Annotated in this window: 10 protein-coding genes and 1 pseudogene; 5 read left to right on the top strand and 6 right to left on the bottom strand. The window is 70.0% G+C overall.

Features of this window, described 5'->3' with window-relative positions:
• Positions 1 to 223 precede the first annotated feature (223 nt).
• From ABN273_RS48955 to ABN273_RS59945, 6 genes and pseudogenes are all read right to left on the bottom strand, one after another.
• A pseudogene (locus ABN273_RS48955) lies at positions 224 to 447 on the bottom strand (IS5/IS1182 family transposase); the annotation flags it as partial.
• A 34-nt stretch (positions 448 to 481) separates the two neighbouring features.
• Entirely contained in the window at positions 482 to 694 is a 213-nt protein-coding gene (locus ABN273_RS48960) for a hypothetical protein (protein ID WP_349456506.1), read from the bottom strand.
• Positions 695 to 831: 137 nt separating this feature from the next.
• Positions 832 to 1,164: an ATP-binding protein gene (locus ABN273_RS48965; protein WP_349456539.1), complete on the bottom strand. Its 333-nt coding sequence runs from the start codon at positions 1,162 to 1,164 to the stop codon at positions 832 to 834.
• A gap of 243 nt (positions 1,165 to 1,407) precedes the next feature.
• Entirely contained in the window at positions 1,408 to 4,083 is a 2,676-nt protein-coding gene (fdhF, locus tag ABN273_RS48970; protein WP_349456507.1) for a formate dehydrogenase subunit alpha, read from the bottom strand.
• The gene (locus ABN273_RS48975) at positions 4,080 to 5,723 is read right to left on the bottom strand and encodes an NAD(P)H-dependent oxidoreductase subunit E (protein ID WP_349456540.1); all 1,644 of its coding nucleotides are present in this window, start codon (positions 5,721 to 5,723) and stop codon (positions 4,080 to 4,082) included. The genes fdhF and ABN273_RS48975 overlap by 4 nt, the downstream gene beginning before the upstream one ends.
• Positions 5,724 to 5,961: 238 nt before the next feature.
• On the bottom strand, positions 5,962 to 6,093 hold the full coding sequence (locus ABN273_RS59945) for a ferritin family protein (protein WP_502911263.1): 132 nt from the start codon (positions 6,091 to 6,093) through the stop codon (positions 5,962 to 5,964).
• Between ABN273_RS59945 and ABN273_RS59950 the strand changes: the two genes are divergently transcribed.
• Genes ABN273_RS59950 through narI form a run of 5 tightly spaced genes read left to right on the top strand, consistent with a single transcriptional unit; the run spans position 6,092 to position 13,547 of the window.
• Positions 6,092 to 6,907, top strand: a complete 816-nt coding sequence (locus ABN273_RS59950) for a P-type ATPase actuator domain-containing protein (protein ID WP_502911264.1) — start codon at positions 6,092 to 6,094, stop codon at positions 6,905 to 6,907. The two genes, ABN273_RS59945 and ABN273_RS59950, sit on opposite strands and share 2 nt — an antisense overlap.
• 28 nt (positions 6,908 to 6,935) lie before the next feature.
• Positions 6,936 to 10,589 (top strand): nitrate reductase subunit alpha, encoded by a 3,654-nt coding sequence (locus tag ABN273_RS48985; RefSeq protein WP_349456509.1) that lies wholly within the window; start codon positions 6,936 to 6,938, stop codon positions 10,587 to 10,589.
• Positions 10,589 to 12,229: a nitrate reductase subunit beta gene (gene narH, locus ABN273_RS48990; RefSeq protein WP_349456510.1), complete on the top strand. Its 1,641-nt coding sequence runs from the start codon at positions 10,589 to 10,591 to the stop codon at positions 12,227 to 12,229. The genes ABN273_RS48985 and narH overlap by 1 nt, the downstream gene beginning before the upstream one ends.
• The gene (narJ, locus tag ABN273_RS48995) at positions 12,226 to 12,837 is read left to right on the top strand and encodes a nitrate reductase molybdenum cofactor assembly chaperone (RefSeq protein ID WP_349456511.1); all 612 of its coding nucleotides are present in this window, start codon (positions 12,226 to 12,228) and stop codon (positions 12,835 to 12,837) included. The genes narH and narJ overlap by 4 nt, the downstream gene beginning before the upstream one ends.
• Positions 12,834 to 13,547: a respiratory nitrate reductase subunit gamma gene (narI, locus tag ABN273_RS49000; protein WP_349456512.1), complete on the top strand. Its 714-nt coding sequence runs from the start codon at positions 12,834 to 12,836 to the stop codon at positions 13,545 to 13,547. Before narJ ends, narI begins: the two co-directional genes overlap by 4 nt.
• The last annotated feature ends 5 nt before the right edge of the window (positions 13,548 to 13,552 follow it).

Genomic DNA, 13,552 nt, shown 5'->3' on the forward strand with positions numbered 1-13,552 from the left:
AGATTTGACACTCCCGCAAATCAGGCGTGCTCGGCAGTGCCGGACGGCCCTGTAGCCGGGGCCGAAGGTCCCTGGCACATATGCGCCGCAGTATGCCTCTCCGGCGGAGGCGGCTCCGCGGCCGGATCTGGTGGACCAAGGTCCCAGCAAGACGGGGCCGCCCGCCCCTAGTGTCCTGAGTCAGCAATTCGTCTAATGTTCTTGGCTATGGGGCGTCCAAGACGTCGGTGACCAGGGCGCTGATGAGGGCGGTCTTGGCCTCCTCGTCGTCCCAGGCGATCTTCGGTTTGCCCGGGCCGGTGTAGTCGTGGGCGTGGGAGTGCGCCGCGACGATCGCAGCCGTCCCGGGCAGTTGGCGGCCCACCCGGCGGATCGCGGCATCAATTGGGTGATGGTGTCCTGGGTAGCGACCGCGTCGGTGAGCACCGCCGAATCCTGCGCCCGCTGACCACAATCCGCTGCTCGCGGGCACCTTTACCGCTTAGCTGCCCATAGATCGGCGACGGCGCCCTTTGATCGCGCACCACAACCGCCGGGCACGCGCGCTCAACTGGCGTAGGCCACCCACCATGCCGTGCGGGTGCCGGCGCAGAAACGCGCGGACTTCCACGGCCGTCCAGCCAAGCAGAACCAGGCCGAAAATGACCTCGAAGGCGGCGATTGCCAGGAGCGCGAAGGCGGTGCCGTTGATCAAGTGCGCGACTCCATGTGTCGCCTATTAGGCGTTATCAGTTCATTCATCGGTCGAAGTCTAGATTCGTCCACATGTGAGGCCCAGCAGAATCACCCCTTGAACGGACGACTTTTGCCTCCTAAGTAGGGATCCTTGGCTCAGCGCGGGTTTACCCAGTTATTCGCCGCCTTGCTCCCTGGTCCTGCCTCGCCAGGCGCTCTCTCCGCCTGTGCCGGCACGACCCGATGAACTGGCGTCAGGTCGCCGCGGTCGTGGTTTCTGTCATGGCGGACGGTCCGATCCTCGCTCTTCAAACGGTGGTCGGATGTGGCGCGGGCGGGAAGGCGTAGTACGAACCAGGCCCCGCGGTCCTGCGCGGACAGGGTGCCGCCGTGGGCGTGGGAGATCTTCTGGGCGATCGGCAGCCCGAGCCCGGTGCCGCCGGGATCGCGGGCGGGGGAGGCTTCCAGGCGAGTGAACTGCTGGAAGATGACCTCCGCTGCTCAGGGGCGATGCCTTCGCCGTCGTCGAGCACCTTCAGCACCGCGGTTGTCCCTCGTCGGAGGATTTCGGCCTTTCGCGCCCTCCTGGTCAGGTGGGGAAGATCCACAAGGCTCCGGTGAGCCCCGGTAACGGCCGTATTCCGTGCCAGAAGGACGCTTGCGTCGGCAAGCCACTGCATGCTCCACCATGCCGCATGCCCGCTCACGGTCGTACGGCCACGCGCCGAGGAGTCATGAGGACCCTTGGATGACGCGAAGGCGTACGGCGGTGACCTTGTACTCCGGGCATGAGGTCACGGTGTCGGCGTGATCGGAGGTCAGGGCGTTCGCCCGGCTGGCAGGGAAGTGGAAACTGCAGAAGAGCTGGCCCGGCGGGATCTCCTCAGTAACGCGCGCCGGCAGCGTGGCCTGCCCGTGCCGGCTTTCGACGAGCACCTCGTCGCCGTCGCGAACGGCATGGCGGGCGGCGTCGGCGGGATGGATGTCGAGCCGGTCCGAGGCGTCGAGCTCGATGTTTCCGGATCGCCGGGTCATGTTGCCGGAGTTGTAGTGCGCCCACCTGCGGCCCGTGATCAGGATCAGCGGGTAGTCGTCGTCGGGGCTCTCGCCCGGCGGCAGGTAGGGGCGGGCGGCGAGGTGGGCCAGGCCGTCCGGGGTGGCGAACCAGTCCAGGTAGAGCTTGGCCTCTCCGGGACGGCCGGGATCGGGGCAGGGCCACGGGATGGCGCCTTCGCGGTCCAGCCGCTGGTGGGAGATCCCGGCGAAGACGGGCGCCACTCGCCCGCATTCGGCGAGCGCCTCGGCCGGTGTCGGGCAGCCGAGGTCGGCGCCGTAGGCCGCGGCGATCGCGTGGACGATGGCGAAGTCGGTCCGTGCCTGACCGGGCGGGGCGAGAGCGGGGCGTACCCGCTGGAACCTGCGGTCGAAGTTGACGAAGGTGCCGTCCTTCTCCAACCAGGACGCGGCCGGCAGGACCACGTCGGCGTGGCGGGCGGTCTCGGAGAGGAAGAGCTCCTGGCTGATGACGAGCGGGCAGGTCTCCAACGCCTCGACGACGCGGTTGGCGTCAGGATCGGTGGCGCACACGTCCTCCCCGATGACCCACAGGACCCGCAGTGCACCCGAGCGTGCCGCCGCGAACATCCGCGGGATGCGCAGGCCGTCGTGGTCCGGCACACGAGTGCCCCACACCTGTTCGGCCCGGCCGCGTACCGCGGGATCGCCGACCTTGCCGTAGCCGGGTAGCAGGTCGGGCAGGGCGCCCATGTCGGAGGCGCCTTGAACGTTGTTCTGGCCTCTGAGCGGGTTCACGCCGAATCCGCGGTCGGTGCCGACCGCGCCGCGCAGGATCGCCAGGTTCGCCAGCGTGCGCACGCCGTCGGTGCCGTGCAGGTGCTCGGTCACGCCGAGACCGTAGACGATGGCCGGTCGCTCGGCCTGCCCATAGAGTCGCGCCGCCGCCACCAGATCCGCCGCGGGCACGCCGGTGATCTCGGCCACCCGGTCGGGCGTGTACTCGCCGAGGACCGCGATGAGCTCCGGCAACCCGCTCGTGCGCAGGCGAAGGAACTCCTCATCGATGAGGCCGTCAGACAGCAGCACGTGCGCGAGCCCGTTGAACAGGGCGACGTTTGTCCCCGGGCGGGGCCGCAGGTGCACGTCGGCGTGGCAGGCGAGCCCGACGGCACGCGGGTCGGCGACGACCAGCCGCGCGCCGTGCAGCACCTGCTGGAGCAGCCGCGCCCCGACGACCGGATGCGCCTCGACAGGGTTCGCGCCCACCACGAGCAGGCAGTCGGCCTGCTCCACGTCCTCGAAGGCGTCGGTGCCGCCCGACAGGCCGAACGCGGCGGTCAATCCGGCGGCCGACGGGGAATGGCACAGCCGCGAGCAGTTGTCGACGTTGTTGGTGCCGATGACCACCCTCATGAACTTCTGGATCAGATAGTTCTCCTCGTTGGTGGCCCGAGCCGAGGAGATCGCCGCCACCGCGTCGGGGCCCGCCTCCGCCACGGCGGCTCGAAGCCCTCGAGCGATGTGGTCGAGCACCTCGTCCCAGCTCACCGGCTCCAAACCGGAACCGCGGCGCAGCAGCGGCTGAGTGACCCGCTCCGGAGAGCGCAGGAATCCGTGGGCGAAGCGGCCCTTGACACACGCGTGTCCCCGGTTGACCGGACCCTCCTTGGCCGGCCGTACCCCGGCGACCTCGCCGTCACGGGTCAGCACGTCCAGGGCGCAGCCGACGCCGCAGTATCCGCAGGTGGTACGCGTGTGGGTGAGCGCGGCCAGGTGAGTCCCGATCGGCAGCCCCGGTTCGGTGAGAGCGCCGGTGGGGCAGGTGTCCACGCACCCTCCGCACGCGACGCAGTCCGAGTCCGCCCAGGGGCCGCCGGTGCCCGGTGCGACCACGGTTTCCGAGCCGCGTCCCACCAGCGTGAGCGCGAACGTGCCCTGGACCTCGGCGCACATGCGCACGCAGCGACCACAGGCGATGCACAGATCCCGGTCCAGATGGACGAACGGATGCGTGTGGTCCCGGCCCCTTCCCGCACCGCCTTGAGCGGTTTCCGGCCCGAGGCCCAGGGCGCGGCACACCCGCGCCAACTCCCCATCACCTTCCAGCGCATACGGCGGAAGCGCCGAGACGATCACCTCCACGGCGTCATGGCGCAACCGGCTCAGCTCCTCTTCCTCGACGCGCACCTCGGCACCGTCCACCGCAGGGGTCACGCAGGCCGCCACCACGCGCCCGTCGAGGCGTACCAGGCAGGCCCGGCAGGAGCCCACGGGCGTCAGCCGGTCGTCATGGCAGAGCGTGGGCAGATCGACACCCGCGACCCGGACCGCGGACAGCACCGTTGCCTCCTCCCCGAGATCGACGCCGACGCCGTCCACCGTGGCCCTCATCCGCCCCACCCCCGAAGGCGGTCCCCGTAGGCGCGGGCCAGGCTCCGCACGGCGTGCGGCAGACGGCGGCCGAACGCGCACAGGCTGGCCTCTCCCATCACGTTCAGCATCCGGGCGTACGCCTCACCGGGCGGGGCGCCGACCCTGGCCTGCTCGAGCCCGCGCCGGGAGCCGACCCGGCAGGGCGAGCAGGCACCGCAGCTCTCGGCCGCGGCGAACGCCCATACGTGCCGCAGCACATCCAGCGGCTCCAGCCGCCGCTCCACCCCCACCAGCCCGGCATGGCCGAGCGCGGCGCCGTAGCCCGCAAGCCCTGCCTCGGTGAGCGGCACGTCGAGATCCTCCTCTGCCAGGAAACCACCCAGCGGGCCGCCGACCTGCAACACGCCGAGCTCGCCCCCCTCCCGCAGACCACCGCCCAGCTCGGTGACGATCCACCGAACCGGCACGCCGAGCTCAACCTCGTAACAGCCGGGCCGGGCGAACCGCTCCGAGAGGCAGACCAGCTTCGTGCCTGTCTCGCCGGGCGTGCCACGGCGGGCGTAGGCGTCACCGCCGCGGCTGACGATCCAGGGGACGGCGGCCAGAGTTTCGACGTTGTTGACCACGGTCGGCGCGTCCCAGAGCCCCTGGCTGGTCGGGTACGGCGGGCGCGCCCGCGCACAGCCACGACCGCCTTCGAGGCCCGCGATCAGCGCCGTCTCCTCACCCGCGACATAGGAGCCGGCGCCCGCCACCACCTCCACGTCCAGGTCCACGTTGCTGCCGTGCACCCGCCGGCCGAGGTGTCCGTCCGCACGCGCCTGCTCCACGGCCGCCCGCATCGCCGCCAGCGCCCGTGGGTACTCCGAACGCACCAGCACCAGACCACTGCGAGCCCCGCAGGCGAAGCAGGTCAGCGCCAGCCCTTCCAGCACCCGCGCCGGATCGGCCTCCATCAGCAGCCGGTCGGCGTACGAGCCAGGATCACCCTCATCGCCGTTGGCTATCACCACGGTCTCCGGCGAGCCGCCCGCCGCCGCCCACTTGGCCGCCACAGGGAACCCCGCACCGCCCCGCCCGCGCAAGCCGGAGGCGGCGACCTGGGACTGGACGTGCTCCGGCGAACGTCGGCCGACGGTCTCCGCCCACGTCCGCCACGCGGCTTCACCCGCCACGATCCCCGCCAGCACGACCGGCTCGCCGGTGGCATCAACCACCGGGATCGGCGGGGCATGCGGCGGCACTCGACCAGCCACCTGGTCGGCCACGTCCGGGCCGACACATGGAACCTCACCGTCCAGGCAAGCCGGCCCGGCATAGCAGTAGCCGAGGCAGCGAACGGTCTGCAACGAGATGTCAGCCTCGCGATTGAGGCCGCCATCGGCCGTGACACCTAGCACGTCCTGGATGGCCGGTAGATGCCGGCCACCCTGCGCTGCGAAGCACGCCGTCGCGGCACAGACCCGCACGTGGCGCCGCCCGTGCGGGACGGCCAGGTCGGCATAGAAGGTGGCAGGCCCCAACCCGGCCGCCGCGGGCAGCCTGAACCGCCTGGCCACTTCCGGTGCCCAGCTCTCAGGCTTTTCCGCATGCTCCGCGGCACTTTCGGCAAGGGCGTCGATCAGGCGGACACCTGGCCGCCCGCGCCGCTCAGCCAGGGCGCGAAATGCATCGAAAGGGTCGCTTCACGAATTCCTTCATGCCCGCTCCTTCATTATCGGACACGCATTCACATACTCCTACCTGCGGATCTGCCCCCGGCGCGTGCGCCGGCCTCTGCCATGGCCAGGTTGGACGTGACGGAACTTTGCTTCCATTCGAGTCTTTTGGGATGACCGGGCCAGGAGCCCCCGGCCTTGTCACTTCCTTTTGGGTGAGCCCGTGCCAGGAGGCTGCTCAGGAAAGCTGATCCAGCGCCTGCTGCAAGGCGCGGGCGTGTCCGGCCTCGTCTTCGGCGTTGTGCGAGAAGCGTTCGGCCGCCTGGCTGTCGACCGCTGCCTTGGCGCGCTTGGCGAAGGTCGGATACATGGTCTGGGACTCGTACGTCTCCCCGGCATCGCGGCGCGCAAGTTCGCGGCGTCGCCGTGGACCGGACCGCTCAGCGCGGCCTCTGTCGGCGCTCACCGCGCCGGTGGCCCCGGTCGTGCGGGACAGCGCGCAGCAGGAGGTCCCCGCGGCCGAGGTGGTGCGCGGCGACCTGCTGGTGCTGGCCGAAGGGGACATCATCCCGGCCGACGCCCGTCTTGGGGAGGCGGCGGCGCTGCTGGTGGACGAGTCCGCGCTGAGCGGCGAGTCGGTGCCGGTGGACACGAACCCCAGCGGGGCGCCTCGGGGCAGGGCCGGTCCGCGGCGCAGAACCGGGCCGAGAAGGAACGCCGGGTCCAGACAGGCCGGGCGCACGCAGCCCTCGTCTACGACGGCATGGACTGCGTCGGCTGGCGCCAGTTCGGGCCGACCGACGAACTGCCCCGTACCAGGCACCGGCGCGCGTATCTCACCGATCTGGACGCACTTCCGGACTGGCGGATCACATGCTTTCTCGTGGACCGCAGGTACCGGCGAAGAGGCGTCGCCGCCACCGCACTCGAGGGTGCACTGCAGGAGATCACGAGACTCGGCGGAGGAAGAGTGGAGAGCTATCCACAAGACCCGGATCAGTAGCATCCCTACACCCACCCTCCCCTCTGACACCAGGCCTGCCACAGAACACAAAATCCTGCCTTCGACCGCTGATCGGCACAACCGCCAGCGTCGGCGAATAAGGGACCACGATGGTCGAGCTTTTCGCTCGGCGGGCGATGAAGCCGGATTTGCCGGGTACAGCGTGATCTGTGACAGGTGAGCTGTGATCCGTGAGCGAAGGAGCGGCCATGGCGGGCATGGATGGGCCGGTCAGTGACGCGCTGCTGAGGATGGGGCGGCATCTGCGCAAGGGAACGGTCTCGGCCGATCTGCGGGTGTTGCACCAGGTGGGTGGGCGACAAGCCGATGCCTTTTACCGGGATCGCTGGAGTCACGACAAGGTGGTGCGCTCCACGCACGGCGTGAACTGTACGGGCTCGTGCTCGTGGAAGGTGTATGTCAAGGACGGGATCATCACGTGGGAGGCGCAGCAGACCGATTATCCGAGCGTCGGGGGTGACCGACCGGAGTACGAGCCGCGCGGCTGCCCCCGTGGCGCGGCGTTCTCCTGGTACACCTACTCCCCCACGCGGGTGCGTTATCCCTACGCGCGCGGCGTGCTGGTGGAGATGTACCGGGAGGCCAAGGCCAGGTTGGGTGATCCGGTGGAGGCGTGGGCGGAGATCACGGCGGATCCGGGTAAGCGGGAGAGGTACCAGTCGGCGCGGGGCAAGGGCGGGCTGGTCAGGATCGGGTGGGACGAGGCGTGTGAGATCGTGGCGGCGGCTCACGTGCACACGATCAAGGCGTACGGTCCGGATCGGGTGGCCGGTTTCTCCCCGATCCCGGCCATGTCGATGGCCTCGCATGCGGTCGGTGCCCGGTTCCTCTCGCTGATCGGCGGCGCGATGTTGTCGTTCTACGACTGGTACGCGGACCTGCCGGTGGCCTCTCCTCAGGTGTTCGGTGACCAGACGGACGTGCCGGAGTCGGCGGACTGGTGGGATGCGGCGTACCTGATGTTGTGGGGCTCCAACGTGCCGGTGACGCGCACGCCGGATGCCCACTACATGACGGAGGCGCGCTATCGCGGTCAGAAGGTCGTCGTGGTGAGCCCGGACTTCAGCGACGCGGCCAAGTTCGGTGACGAGTGGCTGGCGCCGCATCCGGGGACGGACGGGGCGCTGGCCATGGCGATGGGGCACGTGATCCTGAAGGAGTTCTTCGCCGAGCGGGAGACGCCCTACTTCGTCGACTACGTCAAGCGGTTCACTGATCTGCCGTTCCTGGTGCGGTTGCGGGAGCACGAGGGGGGCGCGTTCCTGCCGGACAAGTTCCTCACGGCCGCCGATCTGGGCGAGGACGGCGAGGATGGCGCGTTCAAGACGGTGCTCGTCGACGCGCGTACGGGCGAGGCGGTGGTGCCGAACGGGTCGCTCGGCTTCCGTTACGGCGCGGGCGGCGAGGGGCGGTGGAACCTGGACCTGGGCGGGGTCGATCCGGCGCTGACGATGCTCGACGGGCGGGCGGTGGAGGTGGCGCTGCCTCGCTTCGACGTGCCCAGCGGTGTGCTGCGCCGGGGTGTGCCTGTCCGGGAGGTGGGTGGCCATCTGGTAACCACAGTTTTCGATTTGATGATGGCGCAGTACGGGGTGGCGCGTGACGGGCTGCCCGGCCGGTGGCCGGAGTCGTACGAGGACGCGGACGCGCCGTACACGCCGGCCTGGCAGGAAGCGATCACGGGGGTGCCGGCGGCGAAGGCGGCGCGGATCGCCCGCGAGTTCGCCGCGAACGCCGAGGAGTCGCGCGGCCGATCAATGATCATCATGGGGGCGGGGACGAACCACTGGTTCCACTCCGACACGATCTACCGCTCGTTCCTGGCGCTGACCACGTTGACCGGGTGCCAGGGCATCAACGGCGGCGGGTGGGCCCATTACGTCGGCCAGGAGAAGTGCCGGCCGATCACCGGGTGGGCTCAGCTGGCGTTCGGGCTGGACTGGTCGCGTCCGCCACGGCAGATGATCGGCACGGCCTTCTGGTACCTGCACACCGATCAGTGGCGGTACGACACCTACACGGCCGACGCCATCTCCTCGCCGCTCGGCGAGGGGGCGTTCGCCGGGCACTCCACCGCCGACCTGCTGGCGGCTTCGGCCCGCATGGGGTGGATGCCGTCGTATCCGACGTTCGACCGCAACCCTCTGGACCTGGCCGACGAGGTGGCGGCGTCAGGGCAGGAGCCGGGCGCGTACATCACCGGGAAGGCCGCCGCCGGTGAGCTAGGTTTCGCCGGCGAGGACCCGGACGCGCCGGCCAACTGGCCGCGCGTGCTGACCGTGTGGCGGGCGAACCTGCTGGGCTCCTCGGCCAAGGGCAACGAGTACTTCCTGCGCCACCTGCTGGGCGCCGACTCGGCGCTGCGGGCCACCGAGGCCGCCCCAGAGCAGCGGCCCGGCGACGTGACCTGGCGTGACCAGGCGCCGCGCGGCAAGCTCGACCTGCTGCTGTCGCTGGATTTCCGGATGACGTCCACGACGCTGTTCAGCGACATCGTGCTGCCGGCCGCCACCTGGTACGAGAAGCACGACCTGTCCTCGACCGACATGCATCCGTTCGTGCACGCCTTCAGCCCGGCCATCGACCCGCCCTGGCAGACGCGTACGGACTTCGCCGCCTTCCACGCCATCGCCGAGGCGTTCAGCACCCTGGCCGCCACGCACCTGGGCACGCGCCGGGACCTGGTCGCGGTGCCGCTGCTGCACGACACCCCCGACGAGTACGCCAACCCGAACGGCCGCGTCGATGACTGGCGGCGGACCGGGACGACGCCGGTGCCCGGCCGGAACTTCCCGAAGATCACCATCGTGGAGCGGGACTACGGCGCGGTCGCGGCGAAGATGGCCGCGCTCGGCCCTCTGCTGGACAGTCTCGGCGCCACCACCAAGGGTCTGACCTACCACGTGGGCGAGGAGGTGGAGCGGCTGCGTCGCACGAACGGGGCCGTGCGGGGCGGCGTGGCCGACGGGCGGCCGTCGCTGGGGCGTGACATCGACCTGTGCGAGGCGATCCTGGCGCTGTCGGGCACCACCAACGGGCGTCTGGCCGCCCAAGGGTTCACCACGCTGGCCCGCCGCACGGGCACGGCGTTCGACGGGCTGGCTGATGAGCACAAGCACATCACGTTCGCCGACACACAGGCACGGCCGGTGCCGGTGACGACCTCGCCGGAGTGGTCGGGCAGCGAGACCGGCGGGCGCCGGTACTCGGCGTTCACGATCAACGTCGAGCACCGCAAGCCCTGGCACACGCTCACCGGCCGCCAGCACTTCTACCTCGACCACGACTGGATGCACGAGGCGGGCGAGGCGCTGCCGGTCTACCGGCCACCGCTGAACATGACCGCGCTGTTCGGTGAGCCCGGCGTGGGAGAGTCCGGCGACAACGACATCACCGTGCGCTACCTGACGCCGCATTCCAAGTGGTCCATCCACTCTGAATATCAGGACAACCTGCTGATGCTGACGCTGTCGCGGGGCGGGCCGACCATCTGGATGAGCCCGACCGACGCCGCCAAGGCGGGCATCGCCGACAACGACTGGGTGGAGGCGGTCAACCGCAACGGCGTGGTGGTCGCGCGGGCGGTGGTCTCGCATCGGATGCCGGCCGGGACGGTGTACATGTACCACGCTCAGGAGCGCGTGGTGGACGTCCCCAAGAGCCAGACTTCCGGCCTGCGCGGCGGCATCCACAACTCCCTCACCCGCCTGTTGATCAAACCCACGCACCTCATCGGCGGCTACGCGCAGCTGGCGTTCGCGTTCAACTACCTGGGGCCGACCGGCAACCAGCGCGACGAGGTCACCGTGATCCGCCGCCGCAGCCAGGAGGTCGAATACTGATGCGCGTGATGGCGCAGCTGGCCATGGTCATGAACCTGGACAAATGCATCGGCTGCCACACCTGCTCGGTCACCTGCAAGCAGGCCTGGACCAACCGGGCGGGCACCGAGTACGTGTGGTTCAACAACGTCGAGACCCGTCCCGGCCAGGGATATCCCCGCACCTACCAGGACCAGGACAAGTGGAAGGGCGGCTGGGAGCTCAACCGCCGCGGCCGGCTGCGGCTCAAGGCCGGCGGGCGGCTCAAGAAACTCTTTTCGATCTTCGCCAACCCGCTCATGCCGTCGATCCAGGACTACTACGAGCCCTGGACCTACGACTACGACCGGCTGTTCTCCGCCCCGATGCAGGCCGACACGCCCGTGGCCCGGCCCCGCTCGCTCATCTCCGGCGAGCCCATGAAGATCAGCTGGAGCGCGAACTGGGACGACAGCCTCGGCGGCGACCCCTCCCCCGACCCAATGCTGGCCAAGGTGTCGGACCAGGTGAAGCTGGAGTTCGAGCGGGCGTTCATGTTCTACCTGCCGCGCATCTGCGAGCACTGCCTCAACCCATCCTGTGTGGCGTCCTGCCCGTCCGGGGCGCTGTACAAGCGCTCAGAGGACGGCATCGTCCTGGTGGACCAGGACCGCTGCCGCGGCTGGCGGATGTGCGTGACCGGCTGCCCGTACAAGAAGGTGTACTTCAACCACCGCACCGGCAAGGCGGAGAAGTGCACGTTCTGCTTCCCCCGCGTCGAGGTCGGCATCCCGACGGTCTGCTCGGAGACGTGCGTGGGGCGGCTGCGCTACATCGGGCTCATTCTGTACGACGCCGACCGGGTGGCCGAGGCGGCGGCCATACCGGATGAGAAGGCGCTGTACGAGGCGCAGAAGGGTGTCATGCTCGACCCCCGCGATCCCCAGGTGATCGCCGCGGCCCGGGCAAGCGGTATTCCGGAGGACTGGCTGGAGGCCGCCCGCCAGTCCCCCATCCACCGGCTGATCTTCGACTTCGGCGTGGCGCTGCCGCTGCACCCCGAATATCGGACGATGCCGATGGTCTGGTACATCCCGCCGCTGTCGCCCGTCGTGGACGTACTGGCCGGGACCGGGCACGACGGTGAGGACGCGGGCAACCTGTTCGGCGCCATCGACGCGCTGCGCATCCCGATCGGCTACCTGGCCGAGCTGTTCACCGCAGGCGATCCCGAGCCGGTGCGAGCGGTGCTGCGCCGCCTGGCTGCGATGCGCTCGTACATGCGCCGCATCAACCTCGGCCAGGAGCGCGACGAGTCGATCGCCACAGCGGTCGGGATGAGCGGCGAACAGGTCGAGGACATGCACCGGCTGCTGGCCCTGGCCCCCTACAACGAGCGGTACGTCATCCCCAAAGCCCACGCCGAGCAGGGCACCCAGCTGGAGGAGCTCGCCACCGGCTGCAGCCTCGACTACGAGGGCGGCCCCGGCATGGCCGGCCCGTTCGGCGAGGCGTCCGGACGGCCGGCGCCGATCGCGGTGGAGAGCTTCCACGCGCTGCGCGAGCGGCAGCAAGGCGAGGACCTCGGCGAGGCCGACGAGTTGCGCGGCCGGATCAACCTTCTCAACTGGGACGGCAAGGGCACACCGGAAGGACTGTTCCCCAAGAGGAGGCGGAAATGAGCGACCCACGGACCGCTCACATGGTGGCCTCAGTGCTGCTCGGCTACCCCGACGAGCGCCTGTTCGACGGGCTCGACGTGCTGACCGTCGCGGTGGCCGGCCTGCCGGCGGGCGAGGTGCGCGAGCGGCTGTTGGCCTTCCTCGCCCATGCGGCCGCCACCGGCCCCTCCGAGTTGGCCGCCCACTACGTGGCCACGTTCGACCTCAAACGGCGCTGCTGCCCGTACCTCACCTACTACGCCTACGGCGACACCCGCAAGCGCGGCGCGGCCCTGCTGCGCTTCAAGCACGCGCTGCACACCGCCGGGTTCGAGCTCGCCGATGGCGAGCTGCCTGACCACCTGGCGGTGGTGTGCGAGCTGTCGGCGCGCGGCGCCGTGCGCGAGGCCCAGCGGCTGATGATGGAGCACCGCGCAGGACTCGAGGTGCTGCGCGCGGCGCTGGAGGACGAGCGCTCGCCGTACGCGGACGTGGTCGCCGCCGTACTGGCCACGCTGCCCCCGGCCGGCGCGCGCGAGCAGGAGACCGCGTTGCGACTGGCGGCCGAGGGACCGCCGGTCGAAGCCGTCGGCCTGGAACCCTACGCGATCACGGAGGCGGGCCGATGAGCACGCTGCTGTGGGTGGTCGCGCCGTACGTGGCGCTGACCGTGTTCGTGCTCGGCCACATCTGGCGCTACCGCTACGACAAGTTCGGCTGGACCACCCGCTCGTCGCAGATGTACGAGTCGCGGCTGCTGCGCATCGGCAGCCCGCTGTTCCACTTCGGCATCCTCGTCGTGGCGCTCGGCCACGTCGGCGGCCTGGTCATCCCCAAGAGCTGGACCGAGGCCATGGGCGTGAGCGAGGAGCTCTACCACCTGTCCGCCGTCGTGCTCGGCACGATCGCGGGCATCGCCACCGTGGGCGGCCTGGCGATCCTCATCTACCGGCGCCGCACCGTCGGTCCGGTGTTCAGCGCCACCACCCGCAACGACAAACTGATGTACGCCGTGCTGGCCCTCACCATCGCCCTCGGCCTCGCCGCCACGGTCCTGGCCAACATCGTCGGCGGCGGCTACGACTACCGCAACACCGTCTCGCCGTGGTTCCGGTCGATCTTCTACTTCCAACCCGATCCCGCGCTCATGGCCGGTGCTCCCCTACTGTTCCAGTTGCACGCGCTGAGCGCGCTGGTGCTGTTCACGATCTGGCCGTTCACCCGGCTGGTGCACATGCTCACCGCACCCGTGGGCTACCTCACCCGGCCGTACATCGTCTACCGCAGCAGAGACGAAGCACGACCCGCCGCCCGGCGCGGCTGGGAGCCGTCACGCTGATCACC

This window comes from Nonomuraea sp. B19D2, assembly GCF_040137845.1.
Classification (GTDB): Bacteria; Actinomycetota; Actinomycetes; order Streptosporangiales; family Streptosporangiaceae; genus Nonomuraea.